Source organism: Streptomyces sp. NBC_00252, assembly GCF_036187565.1.
Lineage (GTDB): Bacteria > Actinomycetota > Actinomycetes > Streptomycetales > Streptomycetaceae > Streptomyces.
The window spans coordinates 7,832,661-7,853,014 of sequence record NZ_CP108087.1; the positions used below are offsets into that span (position 1 = coordinate 7,832,661).

Sequence of the window (20,354 nt, forward strand, 5' to 3'; positions counted from 1 at the left end):
CTATCCGGACGGGTGACTTCCGGACATCCCCGGGGGACGGATTCTCGACGGACCGACGCCGAGGGGGCGTACGACGGTGGACTTCAACCGCGCCGTGCTCCCACCGTGCGCGTTCGCCGAACATTTCATCTGCCCTTTCCCGCCGCCCGGGAATACGCTGGGCGTCGCGATCGAGGCGGGGGAGCGCACCCTTCGGCAGGCAAGGCGCTGACCTGCGGCGGGCCGGGTTCCGGGCCACCGCGTCCGGGTGATCAACTCGCGTAGATTGTGGGCCAGTTGAACGTCGTACGGCCGAAAGGCGCCCTTGCGCCCATCGGGCGGGCGGCCGAATACTCCCCCACAGCGCTTGTCAGGGGCACGGCGTGTTCGAAAACCGGACGCCCGACCCTGACTGCGCCTCACGGGCCCCGACCCCACGCGGGCCCCCGACTTCCCCTAGGAGGGAACGAAACGTGAGGATCAAGCGCACCACCCCGCGCAGCGGAATCGCGAGACGGACCAGGCTGATCGCCGTGGCCACCGGATTCGTCGCCGCTGCCGCGTTCGCCGTCCCCACCGCGAGCGCGAGCGACTCCCCGACGTTCAGCGCGACCCAGCTGTCCGCGGCCAACTCGTCCGTCCTGAAGGCCGATGTCCCGGGCACCGCCTGGGCGGTCGACAGCAAGACGAACCGTGTCGTCGTCACCGTCGACAGCACGGTCTCCCAGGCCGAGATCGCGAAGATCAAGTCGCAGGCGGGCAGCACCGCCGACGCGATCACGATCAAGCACACGGCCGGTCAGTTCAAGAAGCTGATCACCGGTGGTGACGCCATCTACGGCGGCGCCTACCGCTGCTCGCTCGGCTTCAACGTGCACAGCGGGAGCACGTACTACTTCCTGACCGCCGGCCACTGCGGTGAGGTCGCCTCCACCTGGTACTCCAACTCCGCGAAGACCACGGTGCTGGGCACGAACGTCGGCTACAGCTTCCCGACCAACGACTTCGCGCTGGTCAGGTACACCAACAGCTCGGTCGCGCACCCGAGCGCGGTCGGCAGCCAGACCATCTCCAGCGCGGCCACGCCGAGCGTCGGCACGACCGTCTACCGCCGCGGCTCCACCACCGGCACGCACAGCGGCCGGGTCACCGCTCTGAACGCCACCGTCAACTACGGCAGCGGCGACGTCGTCTACGGCATGATCCAGACCACGGTCTGCGCCGAGGGCGGCGACAGCGGCGGTCCGCTCTACGGCGGTTCCGTGGCCTACGGTCTGACCTCGGGCGGCAGTGGCAACTGCACCTCCGGCGGTACGACCTTCTTCCAGCCGGTCACCGAGGCGCTGAGCTACTACGGCGTGAGCGTCGGCTGACGCCCGTCTGAACGTCCTCCGCTCCGGACTGCAGCCGGCAGCGGGTGAGCCCCCGTACGCAACTGGCGTGCGGGGGCTCGCTCTTGTGCCGAGCGCGGAGTTACCGTCGTTGCATCGGAGCAAGCACCTGATGCGCCACGTCGGACCCTGGGGGCCGTGATGGTCGAGGAGCTGGTGACGGCGGGAGTGACACTCGCGTCCGTCGGAGCGGTGTACGCGATGGCGGCGGCGCGGGTCGTCAAACAGTACGAGCGCGGGGTGGTGTTCCGGCTCGGCAGGCTCAGGCCCGAGGTGCGCGGGGCCGGGTTCACCATGGTCGTCCCGTTCGTGGACAAGCTCCGCAAGGTCAACATGCAGATCGTGACGATGCCCGTGCCCGCGCAGGAGGGCATCACCCGGGACAACGTGACGGTCCGGGTGGACGCGGTCGTCTACTTCAAGGTCGTCGACGCGGCGGACGCGCTGGTGCAGGTCGAGGACTACCGCTTCGCCGTCTCGCAGATGGCGCAGACCTCGCTGCGGTCGATCATCGGCAAGAGCGACCTCGACGATCTGCTCTCCAACCGCGAAAAGCTCAACCAGGGACTGGAGTTGATGATCGACAGCCCCTCCATCGGCTGGGGCGTGCAGATCGACCGGGTGGAGATCAAGGACGTCTCCCTGCCCGAGACGATGAAGCGGTCGATGGCCCGGCAGGCCGAGGCGGACCGTGAGCGGCGGGCCCGGATCATCAACGCGGACGCCGAGTTGCAGGCCTCGAAGAAACTCGCCGAGGCCGCCGAGCAGATGTCCGAGCAGCCCGCCGCGCTCCAACTCCGGCTGCTGCAAACGGTGGTGGCGGTCGCTGCCGAGAAGAACTCGACGCTGGTGCTGCCGTTCCCGGTCGAGCTGCTGCGGTTCCTCGAGCGGGCGGCCCCGGCTCCGGCCGCGCCTGCCGCACCCGCGGCGCCCGCCGTGCCCGCGGCACCCGTGGCGCCGGTTGCCGCTGTGGCGCCGCAACCGGTGCAGGAGCAACTTCCGCCCGCGGAGCCCCAGTCGGATCCGGACTCCGAGGGGTCGATTTCAAGACAGGACTAGTCCTCACCGGCTGATGAGCGTCACTCGCACGGAGTGTTTGCAGTGCGAATGGCCTGGGCTGACAGTGAACAGTCAAAGCGAGGGGGGCGTGCAACCGCGTTCCCCGCACGACCTGAAGTCGACCTTGTGCGCTCCCTGTGCGGTTAGGAAGAGTGGGCGCTCGTCAACCTACCTTTCGGCCGGTCGGGTCCCCATAACCTGGCGGGCCGACCCCCCACAGGAGGACACGAGTTGAAGCACCGACGCATACCCCGGCGACGGGTGGCCGTGGCGGGTGCGGGCATAGCCGCACTGGTCGTCGCGGGAGTCACCTTGCAGAGTGCGAACGCCAGCGAGACCGCACCGGCGTCCGCACCGCACACCCTCTCGGCCCTCGCGGCCGGAAAGCTCGCCTCGACGCTCGGCAAGGACCTCGGTACGGACGCGGCCGGCACGTTCTACGACGCGAAGACCAAGAGCCTCGTGGTCAACGTGCTCGACCGGAACGCGGCCGACACCGTCGAGGCGGCCGGCGCCAGGGCGAGAATCGTCGAGAACTCCCTCGCCGAACTGGCGGGCGCGCGCACGACCCTCCAGCGGGACGCCGCCATCCCCGGCACCTCGTGGGCGACCGACCCCACCACCAACAAGGTCGTCGTGACCGCCGACCGCACGGTCTCCGAAGCCGAGTGGACCAAGCTCGGCAAGGTCGTCGACGGACTCGGCGCGAAGGCCGAACTCCAGCGCACCAAGGGGGAGTTCAAGCCCTTCATCGCAGGTGGTGACGCCATCTCCGGCTCGGGCGGCCGCTGTTCGCTCGGCTTCAACGTGGTCAAGGGCGGCGCGCCGTACTTCATCACCGCCGGGCACTGCACCGAGGCCATCTCCACCTGGTCCGACTCCAGCGGCGACGAGATCGGCACGAACGAGCAGTCCAGCTTCCCGGACAACGACTTCGGCCTGGTCAAGTACACCTCGGACGTGGCCCACCCGAGCGCGGTCGACCTCTACAACGGCTCCTCGCAGACCATCACCCACGCCGCCGACGCCACCGTCGGCGAGAAGGTGACCCGCAGCGGCTCGACGACCCAGGTGCACACCGGCACGGTCACCGGCCTGGACGCCACCGTGAACTACGGCAACGGCGACATCGTCAACGGCCTGATCCAGACCGACGTCTGCGCCGAGCCCGGTGACAGCGGCGGCTCGCTCTTCGACGGCGACGCGGCGATCGGCCTGACCTCCGGCGGCAGCGGCGACTGCACCTCGGGCGGCGAGACCTTCTTCCAGCCGGTCACCGAGGCGCTGTCGACGTTCGGGGTGCAGATCGGCTGACCTTCCTGTACGGCACCGTGAAGTCCCGTCCCCGCGCGCGAGGGGGCGGGACTTCCGCGCAGGGAACGGGAGTCGGGCTCAGCGCTTGGGCCAGTACCACAGGGGTTCGTCGAGCGGGCCCTCGCGCCCCGCCACCGTCGTCTGCCCGAACTCCTTCACCAGCTCTATGGAGTTGACGTCGAGACGGTGGCGTATCGCGCCCTTCTGGAGAGCGTCCGCGAGCGGCCTGGCATGGGTGACCACGACGATCTGGGTGTCCTTCGTGGCGGTGAGGATCAGATCGGCGAGCGGGGGGATCAGGTCCGGGTGGAGGCTGGTCTCCGGCTCGTTCAACACCAGCAGCGACGGCGGCCGGGGCGTCAGCAGGGCCGCCGCCCACAGGAGATAGCGCAGGGTGCCGTCCGACAGCTCGGCCGCGGTCAGCGGGCGCAGCAGGCCGTGCTGGCGCAGGCCGAGCCGGAAGCGGCCGCCGAGGTCGGCGATCTGGACCCGGCTGCCGGGGAAGGCCGCGTCCACGGCCTCGTCCAGCGCGTCGGCGGCACCGATCTCGCGGATCGTCTGGAGGGCGGCGGCCAGGTCGGAGCCGTCACCGCTGAGCACGGGGGTGCGGGTGCCGATCCGGTCGGCGCGGGCCGGTGCGTGCGCGTCGGTGCGGACATGGTCGTAGAACCGCCAGGACCTGATGAACTCCCGGACCGCCAGGACGTCCGGGGCGTGCTGGGGGTCGGCCAGCTCGCCGAGCATGCTGTCGTACGGGCGCAGGGTGCCGTGCGCCCGGGACCAACTGCCGCTCGCGCCGCGCAACTTGACGACGGCTCCCGCGCGGTCGGAGAGCGTGGCGGCCGGGCGCAGGACGGGGCCGCTCCAGATGGACTCGCGCTTGATCTCCGGGTCGAGGTTGAACATCGACGGCGCCTCGCCCGCGCCCGAGGACGGGCTCGGGTGCCCGAAGTCCACCGCGTAGCCGAACTCGTCGCCCGCGAAGCCTAGTTGCAGACTGACCGGGCCCGATCGGACCGTGCCCTGCACGGGATGTCTGCCCTCGCGCACCGCGCGGCCGATCGTCTCCGGGCCCGCCCACAGCACCGACGGCAGCCCGCCCTCCTGGGCGAGCGCGGCGACGGCACCGCCGCGTGCGGACTCGGCGAGCAGGCGCAGTGAGCGGTAGAGACTCGACTTGCCCGTGCCGTTCGCCCCCGTGATCACGTTCAGTCGCGTCAGCGGGACGATCAGGCGGCGCAGGGAGCGGTAGTTCTCGACGGCGAGGGTGCTGATCATCCGTCCAGCGTCGCAGACGGGTCTGACAGTCCCGGTCGGCCCAGCAGGTCCTCGTGCTTGCGGCGCAGGGTCGCCGCCAGCAGGGTGACCACGATCCCGGCGAGCGCCCAGGCCGACAGGACCAGCAGCGGGCCGGTCACGGCGTTGCCCTTGAAGTAGGCGATCGAGCGCGCCACCCAGGTGCCGGCGCCCGGTGGCAGCGCGGGCCCGATCGCGTTCCAGAACGGCGGCAGCAGCGGCAGCGGGAAGGCGCCGCCCGCGCTCGGGTTGCCCGCGATCACCACGAGCAGGATCGCCAGGCCGATGCCCACGACACCGAAGACCCCCTGGAGGGCGAGGGTCGCCGCCCCCACGGCGAACGTGACCAGTGCGCCGAGCCCCCAGAGCGCCGTCACGCTGCCGGGCAGCGCGCCCAGGATCGGCCCGATGATCACCGCGCCGCCGAGGCCGCCGACGATCGCGACCAGGGCCATCACGACCAGCCGGATCACCGCGCGGCGCGGGTTGGCGGGCCGGGCGCCGGTGCTGATCGCCAGGATCGAGGCGCACAGATAGCCGCCGACGCACCAGCCGACGACCAGGTAGAACGACGACAGCCCGTCGAAGTCCTGGCGGGAGGCCGGTGCCACGTCCACCGTCCGGACCGTGCGCTGCTCGGTCCTCTCCAGGGAGGAGGCGATGGTCTCCAGGGTGGTGGCCAGGACCGTGCCGCCGCCGGTGGCGACCAGGAGTGTGTCCTTGGTGCCGCGCGGGTCGATGACGAGGGCGCCGTCGATGTCCCGGTTCAGGATCTGCTGCCGCGCGGTCGCCGCGTCGGACACCGCGCGCGGGTCGAGCGGTGAGCCGGGCAGCCGGTTCAGCCGGGCCACCGTCTGCTCGGCGGTGACCCCGGGGGCGACGACCCCGAACGGCACGTCCCTGGGCTTCGGATTGTGCAGTGCCCCTACGTAGGAGGCGATGAAGAGCAGCTGAAGGGCGACCACACCGACGACGAGGAGGGTGGCCCGCAGGCTGACCGCGTCCTTCACCTCCCCGAGAAAGGACGTACGGGACGTACCGGTACCGGGGGTCTCTGTCATGTCCCCACGGTCCCGGCGGGCCGGTGTTCGCGCAGGCGGGAAGGGGCCGAACGGATGTCGTACACGTGTTCGAAGATCTTTTCCCTCCAACTCCCCGGCACGGCTGGGGAGCTGACGGAGTGGCGCTTGTTTCGGACACCGCGCACCTCCCCAAAGAATCGTTTGCGTGTTCGAATGTGGTCGCTGACCGGGGCTGATGGGGCTAGAGTAATCGAACTAGCGTACGATGAACATATCGGGCAGATGGCCGAAAAGGGGTGGAGGGATGGAGGTGCGGCATGGCGGGCTTCGCCCACGTGCACGTCGCGTCCGGTTACTCCGCCCGCTACGGCGCCTCCCATCCCGAGCAGCTCGTCGAGCGGGCGGCCGAGCGGGGGATGTCCGCCCTCGCGCTCACCGACCGGGACACGGTCACCGGGGCCGTCCGGTTCGCGCAGGCGTGCGCCGGAGCCGGGGTCCGGCCGCTCTTCGGCATCGACCTGGCGGTGGAGGCCCTCGCGCCCCCGCCGCCCGCACAGCGCCCGCGCACCCCCGCCCGCGGTGGCGCGCACGTGGTCGAGCCGCCGCTGCGGTTCGTGCTGCTCGCCCAGGACCGGGCGGGCTGGGCGCGGCTGTGCCGCATCACGTCGGCGGCGCACGAGGGCGCCCTGTCCGGCACACCGCCGGTGGTGCCGTGGGAGGCGCTGCGCGAGTACGGCGGCCCCGGTCTGACCGTGCTGCTGGGCCCGCTCTCGGAGCCGGTGCGGGCCCTGTCGGTGGGCCGGGAGGACGTCGCGATGAAGCTGCTGGCGCCCTGGAAGGAGGTCTTCGGGAGGGGAGTGCGGTTGGAGGCCGTGGCGCAGAATCGTTTCGGCACCGCGCCGGGCTCCCTGCGGCTGGCCGCCCGCACCCTCGCCCTGGCCGACCGCACCCGCACCACCGCCGTGCTCTCCAACGCCGTCCGCTACGCCGACCCCGCCCAGCACCGCCTCGCCGACGTCCTCGACGCGGCCCGGCTGCTGCGCCCCGTCGACCGGCGCCGGCTGGACAGCGGGCAGCGCTGGCTCAAGGACGAGAGGGAGATGACGGTCGTGGCACGGATGATCGCCGAGTGTGCCGGAGCGGACGTCCGCCGGGCCCGCCGGCTGATGGCGGACACCGTGGCCACGGCGGACGTGTGCGCCGTCGACCCGGCGGCCGACCTCGGCCTCGGCGTCCCGCACTTCCCGGAACCGTCGCTCTTCGGCGCCGGACCGGAGACGGGCGGCGCGGCCGGGCTGCTGCGCCTGAAGTCCGAGGAGGGCCTGGTCCGGCGCGGCCTCGACCGCGACCGGGCGGCACGCGAGCGGCTGGAGGAGGAACTCGCCGTCATCTCCCACTGGAACTACGACGCCTACTTCCTCGCCGTCGGCCAGGTCGTCGCCGACATCCGGGCCAAGGGCATCCGGGTCGCCGCCCGCGGCTCCGGCGCCGGCTCACTGGTCTGCCACGCGCTGGACATCGCCACCGCCAACCCGCTCGACCACAGCCTGCTGTTCGAACGCTTCCTGAGCACCCGCCGGGAGTCACTGCCCGACATCGACATCGACGTGGAGTCCGCCCGCCGCCTGGAGTGCTACGACACGATCTTCGAACGCTTCGGCAAGGAGCGGGTGGCGGTCACCGCGATGCCCGAGACCTACCGCGCGCGCAGGGCGCTGCGCGACACCGGCCTCGCGCTCGGCATCGCGCCCGCAGACGTCGACCGCATAGCCAAGAGCTTCCCGCACCTGCGCGCCTCCGACATCACCAGCGCCCTCGCCGAACTGCCCGAACTGCGCCAACTCGCCGCCGAGGCACACCGGTTCGGCCCGCTGTGGGAACTCGCCGAGGGCCTCGACTCCCTGGTCCACGGCATGGCCATGCACCCCTGCGGCGTGGTCATCAGCGACGCCACCCTCCTGGACCGGCTGCCGGTGCAGCCCACCCCGCAGGGCGACTACCCGATGGCGATGGCCGCGAAGGAGGAGATCGAGGCGCTGGGCAACATCAAACTCGACGTCCTGGGCGTACGGATGCAGTCCGCGATGGCCCACGCCGTCACCGAGATCGAACGCGCCACCGGCAACCGCGTCGACCTCGACGACCCCCGACAGGTGCCGCTCGACGACGTGTTCGCCTTCAAGCTCATCCAGGAGAGCCAGACGCTGGGCCTGTTCCAGCTGGAATCTCCTGGCCAGCAGGACCTGTTGTCCCGGCTCCAGCCCCGTGACGTGCAGGACGTCATCGCCGACATCAGCCTCTTCCGCCCCGGCCCGGTCGCCGGCGGCATGCCCGAGCGGTACATCGCCGCCCGCCACGGCGGCACCCCGGACTACGCCCACCCGGACCTGGAACCCGTGCTCGCCGACACCTACGGCGTGACCATCTGGCACGAGCAGATCATCGACACGCTGCACGTACTGACCGGCTGCGACCGGGCCTTCGCGGAGGTCACCCGGCGGGCCCTCGGCGACAAGGACCAACTGCCCCTGATCAAGGACTGGTTCCACCGGAAGGCACACGCGCGTGGCTACAGCGCGGCCGTCCGGGACGAGGTCTGGCGGACCGTCGAGGCCTTCGGGGCCTACGGCTTCTGCCGCGCCCACGCGGTCGCCTTCGCCGTACCGGCCCTGCAGAGCGCCTGGTTGAAGGCCCACCATCCGGCGTTCCTGCTGGCCGGGCTGCTCGAACACGACCCCGGGATGTGGCCCAAGCGCGTCCTGGTCTCCGACGCCCGCCGGCGCGGTGTGCCGGTCCTCCCCGTCGACATCAACCGCTCCCGGGTGAAGCACACCGTGGAGATGACCGAGAAGGAGGAGTGGGGCGTGCGGCTCGCACTGGCCGGGGTGCGCGGCATCAGCGAGGAGGAGTGCGCGCGGATCGAGGAGGGGCAGCCGTACGGATCGCTGTCGGACTTCTGGCAGCGGGGCCGTCCCAGCAGGCCGGTCGCCGAACGCCTCGCCGAGATCGGCGCGTTGGCCTGTCTGCACGACGGCCGTCTCACCCGGCGCGATCTGCTGCTCCAGATCACCGAGCTGCACCGGCAGTCCCGCAACCGGACCGCGGGGGCCGGTCAACTGCCCATGGACACGGGTGCCGTTGGGGGAGCGGAGCCGAGCGGGCTGCCGGAGATGACCGGACGCGAGGCGCTGAGCGCCGAGTTGGGCACGCTCGGCATCGATGTCTCCCGGCATCTGATGGAGCATCACCACCGGCTGCTCCGCGAGATCGGCGCGACGGACGCGGCCCATCTGGCCGAACTGCGCGCGGGCCAGCAGGTGTTGGTGGCCGGGGTGCGGGCCTCCACCCAGACCCCGCCGATCGCGAGCGGCAAGCGGGTCATCTTCGTCACCCTCGAGGACGGTTCCGGCCTGGTGGATCTGGCGTTCTTCGAGGACTCCCACCCGGCCTGCGCGTACACCGTCTTCCACAGCGGGCTGCTGCTGGTGCGCGGCACGGTCCAGGTGCGCGGCACCCGTCGTACCGTCGTCGGTTCCATGGCCTGGGACCTGGACGAGATCGCGAACGCCCGCCGGGACGACGGCCCCGAGGCGGCGCTCGCCCTCCTGGGCGCCGACCGCCCGCACCCGACGCCCGCCCAGCCGCAGCGCACCTTGGCCAACGGCACCACCGGCGCCCGCCTCCACCCCTACGCCGACCTCCAGCCCGCGGGCACCCGCTCGGCGGACCTGAAGAAGTTCGGCCACCGCAGCCCGGGGAGTGCGGGATGACCACACGGCAGCGGCACATCGCCCACTTCCACCTGCACACCGTGCTGACCGGGACCCAGTACGACGACGTAATCGAACTGGTGTCCGGAATCACGCCCCACGTCCAGGCCATCCCGCCCAACGCCCTTCAGGTGGACCTGACGTCGGCGCTCCGGTACTTCGACATGTCCGCCTACGACGCGGTCCAGACGGTGAAGATGAGACTGAAGGCCCACTACGGCATCGACAGCAGCGCGGGCCTCGCGGGCAACCGCATGCTGGCGGCGATGGCCGCCGACGCGTCCGCCCCGGGGGACACCACCTGGGTGCCCACCGGGCAGGCGGCCGACTGGCTGTACCCCCGGCCGGTCACCGCGCTGCCCGGGATCGGCCGCGCCACGGCGGACACGCTGCACCGGTACGGGCTGCACACCATCGGTCAGCTCACCGACCTGCCGTCGGCGACCCTGCAACGGCTCCTCGGCGCGGGCCAGGCACGGCTGTTGACCGAACGCGCCCGCGGCCACGACCCCCGCCCGGTCGTCCCCGCGGAACCGGCGGCACACCTGGCCGCCGACCTGACCCTGAGCAGGGACTGCCTGGACCCGGCCCAACACCACCGCGCCGTCCTGGGACTTGCCGACCGGATCGGCCAACGCCTGCGCGGGGAAAGGAAGTTCGCGGGCCGGCTCACCCTCACGGTCCGCTACGCCGACCGTACGTCCACCACGCGCACCCGCGCCCTGCCGGAACCCACCGACCACTCACCCGCCGTCGCCGCCACCGCCCTGGGCCTGTTGACCTCCCTCGGACTGCAACGCGCCCGCGTGCGGGCCTTCGTGCTCCGCGCCGACGACCTGCGACCGGCCGCGAGTGCCTACCGCCAGCTCTCCATGGACCCGACGGACGTCCGCGCCCGCGCGGTCGAGGTCGCCGCGGACCGGGCCCGCCGGCGCTTCGGGCAGGAGGCGGTGCGCCCGGCGACGCTGGCCGACTGATCCCCGTCCCCGCGAACTGCCCGTCCGCTCAAGGGCGTTGGTGGATATCGCGGTTGCGTATCTGCCAGGCCCGCACCAGCAGGAAGAGTCCGACCAGCGCGACCACCCCGCCCAGCACCGCGTACTGGCCGTGGCCGGACATGGCCGAGCCGTTCATCGCGCCGACCCCCTGCGCGATCCAGACCGCGCCGAGCACGACGAGGATGATCCCGCCGACACCCCGGACCACCATGGTCACTCCATTCCCCGCACCACGTACGTCAGCGGCGGTACCCGCCTGTGTTCCCCGCTCAGCTTCGCCCCGTTCGGTGCGCGGGGAGCGGCCGAAAACCTTACGGAACGAGAACGTCGTAGCGACCGGGGTGTCGGGGTGCGGTGACGCCGGGTTCCTTGGTGCGGCAACACGCCTTGTGCACGGGTCAGTTGGCCCACGGGGCGACGATGCGTGTCCCGTCGTCCAGCTCCGCCTCCAGGCCGATGGACGTGGTGACCCAGGTGATCGCGGTCCGGTCGGTGGGGTTCTCCACGCCGAAGGCCGCGCCGGGGTTGATGATCAGGGTGTCGCCCGCGGTGACCCGCTCGGTGCGGCCGTCGAGGGTGATCACCAGCTCGCCTTCGAGGATGTGCAGGATCTCCTCGTGGCTGACGGTGTGCAGGGGCGCCTTGGTGCCGGCGGGGATCTCGCCCCGCCATGCGCACAGCTCCTTGCTGCCGGTGCCGGGATGGGCGTACGAGACGAAACGGGCGCCGTGGATCTCGTGGACGACGGCGTCGGACGGGTGGATGACGGGCATGGTCTGCCTCCGGAAGTAGATGGTCAAGCTCCTTGACCATATGCCCATATGGTCAAGGAGCTTGACCAATCCGTCAAGGGTGTTTCAATGCCCCCGTGGAGAACTCCGAGGCCATCGCCCTGACCGCCGCCCTGCTCACCGCGGCGGGTGACCTGACGAAGCGCATCAATGACGGGGTCGTGGCCCGCGGGTTCGACGCGCGCCCGGCGTACGGCTTCGCCTTCGCGCGGCTCGCGCCGGACGGGGCGACGGCCACCGACCTCGCGGAGCATCTCGGCGTCACCAAGCAGGCGGCGAGTCAGCTCGTCGACGAGCTCGTGCGCAAGGGGTACGCCGAACGGCGTCCGCACCCCGGCGACGCCCGCGCCCGGTTGGTCGTGCTCACCGAGTCGGGGTGGGCCTGCACGCGGGCGGCGGAGGAGGCGGCTCTGGAAGCCGTGCAGCCCTGGGTTGAACTGTTGGGCGAGAGTGAAGTGCGCGTGTTGTGTGACCGTTTGCGGCGAATCGCGCCCTACGGTCCCCTCAGGCCCACCTGGTGACTGGTTATCACTGGAAGTTTTTACTGACGCGTAACTTCACACTTCACCTACTCGCTCGTAACTTGACGAGTGAACAGCATTCTTGTGATCCGGGTCACAGGGCGTAAGGCCGTCGCAACTCCCTTGAGCCGCAAGGAGATCACACGATGCTGCCCTGGAAACGACTGCTCAGACCCCTGACCGCGCTGCTGCTGACCGCCGCGGTCGCCGCCGTTCCCACCGCCGCCGCCCATGCGTCGAGCGCCCCCACCCACGGCTGGAACGACTACAGCTGCCGGCCCTCAGCCGCCCACCCCCGCCCCGTCGTCCTCGTCCACGGCACCTTCGCCAACGCCACCGACAACTGGCTGACCCTCGCGCCGTACCTCGAAGCCCGCGGCTACTGCGTCTTCTCCCTCGACTACGGCCAGCTCCCCGGCGTCCCGCTCGTCTACGGCCTCGGCCCCATCGACAAGTCGGCAGAGCAACTCCAGGCCTACGTCGACAAGGTGCTCGCCGCGACCGGCGCCGCCAAGGCCGACCTGGTCGGGCACTCGCAGGGCGGGATGATGCCCCGCTACTACCTCAAGTTCCTCGGCGGAGCCGCCAAGGTGAACACCTTCGTCGGCATCGCACCCGACAACCACGGCACCACCCTCGACGGCCTCACCAAACTCCTGCCGTACTTCCCCGGCGCCGAGGACGTGATCGCCTCGGCGGCCCCCGGCCTCGCCGACCAGGTCGCGGGCTCGGCCTTCCTCGCCAAGCTGAACGCGGGCGGCGACACCGTCCCCGGCGTCCACTACACGGTCATCGCGACCCGGTACGACGAGGTCGTCACGCCCTACACGAGTCAGTTCCTGAGCGGGTCCGACGTCCACAACGTGCTGATCCAGAACCTGTGTTCAGCGGACCTGTCCGAACACGCCCTGCTCGGGCTGACGGACCGGATCGTCTTCCACGAGGTCGCCAACGCCCTCGACCCCGCGCACGCCAGTGCCACCACCTGCCTGTCGGCGCTGAGTTGACCGTAGGCACACCGCGGGGCCTGTCCGACCTGAGCCGCCGGACAGGCCCCGCCCTCCGCACGGCCCGCTAACGGCCGTGCCGGCCACCGCCGTTGGTCGCGCGACGGCGTACCGAGGCGAACAGGGCCGCCGCGCCGAGCGCCAGGGAGGCGGCGCCGCCCACGATGAGATACGGCGAGCTGTCGTTCGCGCCGGTCTCCGCGAGATCCTGCGAACTCCCCGCCGCCTGCGGCGCGTTGGCCTGCTTCGCCGCGGCGACCGGCTCCGCCGATGTGCTCGCGTCCGCGTCCCCGTGACCGTTGTGCTCGACGGTCGACTTGTCGGCACCGGCCGCGATCTGCTCGTCCGAGGGGGCGGAGGCGGACGGCGCGGGAGTGCTGGGCGCGGAAGAGGCGGGGGCGGTCGGCTTCGACGCCGACGCCGGTTTCGAACTGCCCGTCGTACCACCGCCGTCGGCGGCCGTACCGCTGCCGCCGAAGCTGACGTCCGAGCAGGAGTAGAACGCCTCCGGGCTGTCCGAGCGCTGCCAGACGGCGTACAGCAGCTGCTTGCCGGAGCGCTGCGGGAGGGTGCCGGAGAAGGTGTAGAAACCGCCCGTCGCGACCGGGTCGGTGGACGTCGCGACCGGGTGCTCCAGATCCAGGTCGGACCAGGCGAGCGGCTGCGCCGGGTCGTAGCCGGAGTTGGTGATGTACACCTTGAAGGTGCCCTTGTGCGGGGCGGTCACGCGGTACTTGAAGGTGTACGAGCCGCTGCTCACGCTCGTCGCCGGCCAGTCGGCGCGGGCCAGGTCGAGGCCCTTGAACTCCTCGTTGTTCGCGCTGCACAGCTTGCCGTCCGGGATCAGCGTCTGGTGCTGCCCGTTCGCGTCGCCGATCCGGATGCCGTTCCAGTCGTAGAGCGCCTGCGTGCCACCGGCCGCGACGGCCGCCTTGCACGCGTCGGACTTCGGGCTCTCCGGCCCCTCCGCGTAGCACTGCGAGACCCTGCTGACCGGATCCCCCATCGAACCGTGCGCCACCGCGGGCGCCGCGGAGAGCGCGGTCAGGGCGAGGGGGGCCATCCCGAGAACGGCGACAGCGGCGACCTTGCGGCGTGCGGGCATGGGGGAACTCCAACTCCTCGGACGGTGCTCGGCGCGGGGGACGGATCCCGTGGGGGTGATCAGAAGCTAGCCCCTAGAAACCGCAAAATCGCCTGCTGGAGACGGGGAGGGGAGATCCTTATGGTCGTGTTAAGGCAGGGCTAACTGAGGGCTCAGGGAGGGCGGTTCCATGACGGGAACGGACGGGGTGGGGAGCCCGTGACCGGGCTGGTGGTGATCGAGGAGCGTGGCGATCACCTGTTCCTCGACAGCATCGCCGTCCACCCCGACGCGCACGGCACGGGGGTGGGACGGCGGCTGCTGGAGTTCGTGGACGCACGCGCGCGTGCCCTCGGCCTGGGCGAGGTCAGGCTCTGCACGAACGCGCTGATGTGGGAGAACCAGGAGATCTACCCGAAGTTCGGGTACGAGGTCGTCGAGCGGCGCACGGACGGGCCCTACGACCGGATCCACTACCGGAAGCGGCTGGGCTGACCCGGCCGGGATCAGGCGTCGGGCCACCAGGTGCGGGCGATGTCCTTGCGGATCTCGGGACGCTCCGCGGGGCGCTCGTCGGGCTCCTCGCGCACACGGCGGGTGTCCGACTTCCTCAGGGGCTTCTGCACGGTTACGCGGCGCATGGCTGCCTCCTTGTGTCCACCCGGGTTCGTGTTCTCACGAGGTAGACCGTTCCCGGGAGGGTGACTCATCGGCGGTTGTCTGTCTGTGGCGGCTGTCACCATTGGACTGTCAGTGGCGGCTGTCACGCTGGGTCCATGAGTGAACCTGTAGCGAACGTCGACTGGGACGCGGAGGCCGCCACCTTCGACGACGGGCCCGACCACGGCCTGCGGGACCCGGAGATCCGGCGGGCCTGGGCCGACCGGCTGCGCGGCTGGCTGCCCGTCGGCGCCGCCGACATCCTCGACCTCGGCTGCGGCACCGGCACCCTGTCGCTCCTCGCGGCCGAGCAGGGACATCACGTCACCGGCGTCGACCTCTCCCCGGCGATGGTGGACCTCGCCCGCGCCAAGCTGGCCGGCCGTGACGCGGCGTTCCTGGTCGGTGACGCGGCGGCACCCCCGGTGGGCGAGCAGCGCTTCGACGTCGTCCTCGTACGGCATGTGCTGTGGACCCTGCCCGACCCCGCCCGCGTCCTGCGGCACTGGCGCGGACTGCTCCGCCCCGGCGGCCGGCTCGTGCTGGTCGAGGGCCGCTGGGGCACGGTCAGCCCGGTCGGCATACCCGCCGACCGCCTCACCGAGCTCCTGGCACCGCTGGTGCCCGACGCGGGGCACGTGCGCGTGGAGCGTCTCTCGGACGACCCGCTGCTGTGGGGCGGACCGGTGGACGACGAGCGGTACGCGGCGGTGGCGCTGCCCTGAGCCGGACTCACCGCAGCAGCGCGGTGAACCCGCCCGCACGGGCCAGCCCCTCCAACTCGTCGAGTGCCGCCACGGCCGCCGCCACGGCCGCCGGGTCCGACCCGGCCAGCCCGCTCTCCTCGAACTCGTCCTCGTCCAGCCGCCGTACGTCCGACCCGTCGGCGGAGACCCACAGGTCCAGATCGAGGTCCTCGACGACGAGTTCGGTGCCGGAGAGCGCGGCGGGGCGGGTGATGTCGCAGTACCAGCCCTTCAACCGGCCCGCGCTGTCCCGGACTTCCTTCACCGCGTACCACCGGTCGCGCCAGTAGTACTCGGTGAACACGTCCCCGCGCTCGAAACGCACGAAGCCGAAGTCGCGGACGCCGTCACCGGCCCACGGGGCACGCACGGCGAGGCGGGTGCCGTCGTCGGAGAGCAGCTCGGCCGCGTAACGGATCTTCGTGCGGCCCGCCTTGACGAGGACGACGTCCAACCGGCGTGCGGGATCAGGTGAGTTCACGGACATGGCGCACCTCCGTGGCGCAGATCTCGTAGCCGAACCACTTGTTGATCGCGAGCATCGGACCGTTGCCGGTGTCGTTGCCCGTGAACGCCTCGGTGAAGCCGGCGGCTCGGGCGCGGTGCAGGGAGTCGTTCTTGGCGAGCTTGGCGAGGCCCCGGCCGCGGTGGGCGCGGGCGGTGCCGGTCATGACCGTGCCGTAGCGGCTGGCGTCGTCCGTGCGGGCGGCACTGAAGGCCGCGGGGCGTCCGTCGACCAGCACCACGGACGTCAACTCCGGGCTGAACAGGGGGTGTTGCCAGGTCCCCTCCAGCCAGTCCGCGTAGTCGGTGAACTCGACGCCGATGTCGCTGGGTTCGTCGGCCATCGTCTCCGCGTCCAGCTCGAACACGGGGCGCGGATCGTCGGCGAAGTCCGAGCCCGGGCGGATCTCCACGTCCGGCGGCGGGGTGGCGAGCGGGGGCAGCGTGCCGTGCGCCAGGTCCAGGCGGAGGAAGTGCGCGGAGCGGCTCGCCGTATAGCCGAAGCCCTCGGCGAAGGCGCGGTTGGCCGGGTCGTCCAGCACCCAGGCGTAGAACCCGGTCGCGCCATGGGCGGCGAGGTGCTCCTCCGCGGTCCGGGCCAGGAGCGAGCCCGCGCCCCGGTGGGTCCGCTCCGGGTGCACGTACACGTTGACGAAGCCCCGGCCGGGCTCGGGGCTGTCGTAGGCGATGCCCACCTGGGCGGTGCCGATGATCTCGCCGTCCTCCTCCGCGACCAGCCTGCGCAGCGCGGACCGCGGGTGGGCGTGGGCGATCTCGTGGGCGACGGACTCCGGGCTGAGCAGCATGAAGGGGAGGGCGAGCCGGCGTACCGCGACGAAGCCGTCCAGGTCGGCGCGTACGTCGGGGCGCAGGTCACGTGCGATCACGGTCATGGGGTCGCACGCTACGACGGGGCCGCGCCGGAGTGCCTCCTATTTTCCGGGGAGTGTGTCTCGTGCGGAGGGTGCGTTACGGGGTGGGTGCGGGACAATCGGGCCGTGACCTTGAAGATCCACATCGACGACAGTGCGGCACCGTACGAGCAGGTGCGGGCGCAGATCTCCGAGCAGGCGCGGGCGGGGGTGCTGCCGGTGGGGTACCGGCTGCCCACCGTCCGGGGGCTCGCCGAGTCGCTCGGGCTCGCCGCGAACACGGTCGCCAAGGCGTACCGGGCGCTGGAGGCGGACGGGGTGATCGAGACGCGCGGGCGCAACGGGACGTTTGTCGCCGCCGCGGGTTCGGCGGCCGAGCGAGAGGCGTCGTTGGCCGCGCAGGCGTATGCGGAGAAGGTGCGGCGGCTGGGGCTTGCGGAGGGGGACGCGGCGGCGGCCGTACGGGATGCCCTGCGGGCGGCCTACGGAGAAGGGTGAGGTGGGCCACGAGGCGTAGGGCGACCGGGGCCGGCTAAGCGGTACCGGTGCCTACAGGTACAACCCCGCGTCCGCGCCCTCGCGTTGGTCCGGGACCGATGTCGGTTGGGTGCCGCGGCGCAGGGCGTACAGCTCGGCCAGGGTGGCGCCCTCGCGGCCCACGCCCTCCTCCGTGCCGAGCCAGGCGACCGACTCCTTGCGGGTGAGGGGGCCGACCTCGATGCGGGCGAGGCAGCGGCCGGGGCGGACGACGGCGGGGTGCAGACGCTCGAGGTCCTCGTTGGTGGTGACGCCGACCAGGACGTTGCGGCCCTGGCCGAGCAGGCCGTCCGTGAGGTTGAGGAGCCGGGACAGCGCCTGGCCCGCCGTGTGCTTCGCCTCGCCGCGGATCAACTCGTCGCAGTCCTCCAGCAGGAGGAGCCGCCAACGGCCCTTGCCCGTCGTGTCGTCCTCGCCGATCGCGATGTCCATCAGATAGCCGACATCGCTGAACAGCCGCTCCGGGTCGAGCACACAGTCCACCTGACACCAGTCCCGCCAGGACCGGGCCAGCGTGCGCAGCGCCGAGGTCTTGCCGGTGCCCGGCGGACCGTGCAGCAACAGCAGGCGGCCCGCGATGTCCTCCGGGGTCGTCTTCATCAGGCGGTCCATCGCGTCCGCCACCGGGCCCGTGTAGTTCGGCCGCACCTCGTCCCACGTGCCCGCCGAGATCTGCCGGGTCGTGCGGTGCGGGCCGCGCCGGGGGGAGACGTACCAGAACCCCATCGTCACGTTCTCCGGCTGCGGTTCGGGCTCGTCGGCCGCGCCGTCGGTCGCCTGGTCGAGGACCTTCTCCGCGAGCTCCTCGCTGGTCGCCGTCACCGTGACGTCGGCACCGCGGTTCCAGCGGGAGATCAGCAGGGTCCAGCCGTCGCCCTCGGCGAGCGTCGCGCTGCGGTCGTCGTCACGGGCGGCGCGCAGCACCCGGGCGCCCGGCGGGAGCAGGGTCGCCCCGGACCGGACGCGGTCGATGTTCGCCGCGTGCGAGTACGGCTGCTCGCCCGTCGCGAATCGGCCGAGGAACAGCGCGTCGACGACATCGGCCGGAGAGTCGGAGTCGTCGACGTTGAGCCGGATCGGCAGAGCGTCGTGTGGGTTCGCAGACATGGGGCCATGATCCGGCACGACGACCCCGTCCGCACCCGCTTTCCGCAGTGTGCCCCAGAGTGTCGGCGATGCGCCCCGCGGCGGAGTCCCTGACGCAGGCGGCCCCGCGCTCGTTCGGGGCACGGCCCCACCGCGGGCTTCCCGGACCCGCTCACGCCGTTACGGCTCCGGCCTGTTACAAGCCTGTGTACGTACGGATCTGCCCCGTCTGCTCCCCCCGCCGTTACTGTTGCCCTTGATGGGACGTCATGGGTGGAATTCGGGGGCACTGCGGTGGCGGCTCACCGCGCTGCTCGGCGTGGGTGTGGCCGCACTGGCTCTGATCGTGACCCTGGTCAACACGCTTCCCGGCGGCGGAAGCACCGCGGGCACCTCGCGCGACGGCGACAAGGTGCACGGCACCCCGGCGACCCCGCCCGACACGGACCGGCCCGAGGTCGGCTGGGGCTTCACCCACACCCAGTACAGCGCCGACGAGGGCAGTGACACCGCGACCGAGCGCGTCGAGGGGCTGCTCGGGAAGTCGCAACTCCCTCAGGACCAGGCCATCATGGGCTGGGGCGCCGACAACCCCGAGCCGGTGAAGGGGCGTTACGACTTCGGCGCGCTGGACCGCCGTATCGACTTCATGCGCAAGGCGGGCGGCACCCCGGTCATCACGCTGTGCTGCTCGCCGGACTGGATGAAGGGCGGCAAGTCCGGTGTGGACAACACCAATTGGAGCCAGGCCTCGCTGGAGACGGCACCGAAGCCGGACCACTACGCGGACTACGCGGCACTCGCCGCGACCGTCGCCAAGCGGTACCCGGACGTCACCCACTTCATCGTGTGGAACGAGTTCAAGGGCTTCTGGAACGACTCCGAACAGCGCTGGGACTATGAGGGTTACACCCAGCTGTACAACCTGGTCTACAAGGCGCTGAAGAAGGTCAACCCGAAGATCATGGTCGGCGGCCCGTATCTGGTGATGGACAGCGTGGACCCGCGCGACGCCAACGCCTCCCGTACGTTCAGGGGCAGTTGGGGCGCGATGGACCAGCGGATCATCGACGCCTTCGACTACTGGAACGAGCACAAGGCCGGCGCGGACTTCGTGGTCGTCGACGGCTCCAGCTACACCAACGACGACGACCTCCTGCCGAACGAGTTCGGGGCCACCGACAAACTCACCGCCGTCAGCAGGTGGGTGCGGGAGCAGACGCACGATCTGCCGCTGTGGTGGGCCGAGTACTACGTCGAGCCCGCCGACGGCAACGACGACCGCAAGGGCTGGTCCGAGACCCACCGCGTCGCCGTCCAGGCCACCGGCATGATCGCCATGGCCAAGGGCGGTGCCACCTCCGGCTTCTACTGGAACCCGGAGGCGGAGAAGGGCACGGAGTGCGCGGGCTGCCTGTGGACCCCGACCGACGGCTCCGACGGCGGGCGGCAACTGCCCATGTACGACCTGGTCTCCCGCTTCGACGCGGCCTTCGGGCCCGGCGCGACGTTCGAGACCGTGCCGGTCGCCGCCGACGACGTGCCGAACGTACGGGTCCTCGCCACCGACAGGACGGTCCTGGTCGTGAACACCCTGGACCGGCAGATCAGCGCGAAGGTCGACGGCAAGACGTTCGACATGGCGGCCTACGGGGTCAAGTGGCTGTCGCGTTAGCCCACTTGACCCCGTAGAACCACACAGCACCCCGCTGGAACG

Annotated in this window: 19 protein-coding genes and 2 pseudogenes; 12 read left to right on the top strand and 9 right to left on the bottom strand. The window is 71.3% G+C overall.

What is annotated here, in order from left to right; genetic code table 11:
- Positions 1-37: 37 nt before the first annotated feature.
- The 4 genes and pseudogenes from OHT77_RS34825 to OHT77_RS34840 form a co-directional block, all read left to right on the top strand.
- Positions 38-211, top strand: a pseudogene (locus tag OHT77_RS34825) (DUF1684 domain-containing protein); the annotation flags it as partial.
- A gap of 241 nt (positions 212-452) precedes the next feature.
- Entirely contained in the window at positions 453-1,352 is a 900-nt protein-coding gene (locus OHT77_RS34830; protein ID WP_328832367.1) for a S1 family peptidase, read from the top strand.
- Positions 1,353-1,511: 159 nt separating this feature from the next.
- A complete protein-coding gene (locus OHT77_RS34835) occupies positions 1,512-2,429 on the top strand; it encodes a slipin family protein (RefSeq protein WP_328834434.1) in 918 nt (305 codons plus the stop codon).
- Positions 2,430-2,660: 231 nt separating this feature from the next.
- A complete protein-coding gene (locus tag OHT77_RS34840; protein ID WP_328832368.1) occupies positions 2,661-3,743 on the top strand; it encodes a S1 family peptidase in 1,083 nt (360 codons plus the stop codon).
- 78 nt (positions 3,744-3,821) lie between these two features.
- Here the strand turns inward: OHT77_RS34840 and OHT77_RS34845 are convergent, their stop codons facing one another.
- Positions 3,822-5,021 (bottom strand): AAA family ATPase, encoded by a 1,200-nt coding sequence (locus tag OHT77_RS34845; protein WP_328832369.1) that lies wholly within the window; start codon positions 5,019-5,021, stop codon positions 3,822-3,824.
- A complete protein-coding gene (locus tag OHT77_RS34850; protein ID WP_328832370.1) occupies positions 5,018-6,100 on the bottom strand; it encodes a DUF3533 domain-containing protein in 1,083 nt (360 codons plus the stop codon). The genes OHT77_RS34845 and OHT77_RS34850 overlap by 4 nt, the downstream gene beginning before the upstream one ends.
- 278 nt (positions 6,101-6,378) lie before the next feature.
- Between OHT77_RS34850 and OHT77_RS34855 the strand changes: the two genes are divergently transcribed.
- Positions 6,379-9,831 (top strand): DNA polymerase III subunit alpha, encoded by a 3,453-nt coding sequence (locus tag OHT77_RS34855; RefSeq protein WP_328832371.1) that lies wholly within the window; start codon positions 6,379-6,381, stop codon positions 9,829-9,831.
- Entirely contained in the window at positions 9,828-10,808 is a 981-nt protein-coding gene (locus tag OHT77_RS34860) for a DNA polymerase Y family protein (protein ID WP_328832372.1), read from the top strand. The genes OHT77_RS34855 and OHT77_RS34860 overlap by 4 nt, the downstream gene beginning before the upstream one ends.
- A gap of 28 nt (positions 10,809-10,836) precedes the next feature.
- On the opposite strand, the gene OHT77_RS34865 is transcribed toward OHT77_RS34860, so the two are convergent.
- Together OHT77_RS34865 and OHT77_RS34870 are read right to left on the bottom strand one after the other, a co-directional pair.
- Complete coding sequence (locus tag OHT77_RS34865) at positions 10,837-11,040, bottom strand: hypothetical protein (RefSeq protein ID WP_328832373.1); 204 nt, start codon at positions 11,038-11,040, stop codon at positions 10,837-10,839.
- Between the two features lie 187 nt (positions 11,041-11,227).
- Positions 11,228-11,602, bottom strand: coding sequence for a cupin domain-containing protein (locus tag OHT77_RS34870; RefSeq protein WP_328834435.1), 375 nt, complete (start codon positions 11,600-11,602; stop codon positions 11,228-11,230).
- Between the two features lie 95 nt (positions 11,603-11,697).
- Between OHT77_RS34870 and OHT77_RS34875 the strand changes: the two genes are divergently transcribed.
- Positions 11,698-12,141 carry a MarR family winged helix-turn-helix transcriptional regulator gene (locus OHT77_RS34875; RefSeq protein ID WP_328832374.1) on the top strand — a complete coding sequence of 148 codons (444 nt, stop codon included), beginning with the start codon at positions 11,698-11,700 and terminating at the stop codon, positions 12,139-12,141.
- A 146-nt stretch (positions 12,142-12,287) separates the two neighbouring features.
- Positions 12,288-13,148 carry an esterase/lipase family protein gene (locus OHT77_RS34880; RefSeq protein WP_328832375.1) on the top strand — a complete coding sequence of 287 codons (861 nt, stop codon included), beginning with the start codon at positions 12,288-12,290 and terminating at the stop codon, positions 13,146-13,148.
- Positions 13,149-13,215: 67 nt separating this feature from the next.
- On the opposite strand, the gene OHT77_RS34885 is transcribed toward OHT77_RS34880, so the two are convergent.
- Positions 13,216-14,253, bottom strand: coding sequence for a lytic polysaccharide monooxygenase auxiliary activity family 9 protein (locus tag OHT77_RS34885; protein ID WP_328832376.1), 1,038 nt, complete (start codon positions 14,251-14,253; stop codon positions 13,216-13,218).
- Between the two features lie 189 nt (positions 14,254-14,442).
- Between OHT77_RS34885 and OHT77_RS34890 the strand changes: the two are divergent.
- A pseudogene (locus tag OHT77_RS34890) lies at positions 14,443-14,727 on the top strand (GNAT family N-acetyltransferase); the annotation flags it as partial.
- Positions 14,728-14,738: 11 nt separating this feature from the next.
- Here the strand turns inward: OHT77_RS34890 and OHT77_RS34895 are convergent.
- Positions 14,739-14,873 carry a hypothetical protein gene (locus OHT77_RS34895; protein ID WP_266767203.1) on the bottom strand — a complete coding sequence of 45 codons (135 nt, stop codon included), beginning with the start codon at positions 14,871-14,873 and terminating at the stop codon, positions 14,739-14,741.
- A gap of 135 nt (positions 14,874-15,008) precedes the next feature.
- On the opposite strand from OHT77_RS34895, the gene OHT77_RS34900 reads away from it, so the two are divergent.
- Positions 15,009-15,617, top strand: coding sequence for a class I SAM-dependent methyltransferase (locus OHT77_RS34900; RefSeq protein WP_328832377.1), 609 nt, complete (start codon positions 15,009-15,011; stop codon positions 15,615-15,617).
- Between the two features lie 7 nt (positions 15,618-15,624).
- Here OHT77_RS34900 and OHT77_RS34905 read toward each other — a convergent pair whose 3' ends face one another.
- Together OHT77_RS34905 and OHT77_RS34910 are read right to left on the bottom strand one after the other, a co-directional pair.
- Positions 15,625-16,125 (bottom strand): DUF402 domain-containing protein, encoded by a 501-nt coding sequence (locus OHT77_RS34905; protein WP_328832378.1) that lies wholly within the window; start codon positions 16,123-16,125, stop codon positions 15,625-15,627.
- On the bottom strand, positions 16,106-17,035 hold the full coding sequence (locus tag OHT77_RS34910) for a GNAT family N-acetyltransferase (RefSeq protein WP_328832379.1): 930 nt from the start codon (positions 17,033-17,035) through the stop codon (positions 16,106-16,108). Before OHT77_RS34910 ends, OHT77_RS34905 begins: the two co-directional genes overlap by 20 nt.
- 105 nt (positions 17,036-17,140) lie before the next feature.
- Between OHT77_RS34910 and OHT77_RS34915 the strand changes: the two genes are divergently transcribed.
- Positions 17,141-17,512, top strand: coding sequence for a GntR family transcriptional regulator (locus OHT77_RS34915; RefSeq protein WP_328832380.1), 372 nt, complete (start codon positions 17,141-17,143; stop codon positions 17,510-17,512).
- 51 nt (positions 17,513-17,563) lie between these two features.
- Here OHT77_RS34915 and OHT77_RS34920 read toward each other — a convergent pair whose 3' ends face one another.
- Positions 17,564-18,658 carry a DUF5925 domain-containing protein gene (locus tag OHT77_RS34920; protein ID WP_328832381.1) on the bottom strand — a complete coding sequence of 365 codons (1,095 nt, stop codon included), beginning with the start codon at positions 18,656-18,658 and terminating at the stop codon, positions 17,564-17,566.
- A 238-nt stretch (positions 18,659-18,896) separates the two neighbouring features.
- Here OHT77_RS34920 and OHT77_RS34925 point away from each other — a divergent pair, with 238 nt between their 5' ends.
- Positions 18,897-20,312 (top strand): GH39 family glycosyl hydrolase, encoded by a 1,416-nt coding sequence (locus tag OHT77_RS34925; protein ID WP_328832382.1) that lies wholly within the window; start codon positions 18,897-18,899, stop codon positions 20,310-20,312.
- The last annotated feature ends 42 nt before the right edge of the window (positions 20,313-20,354 follow it).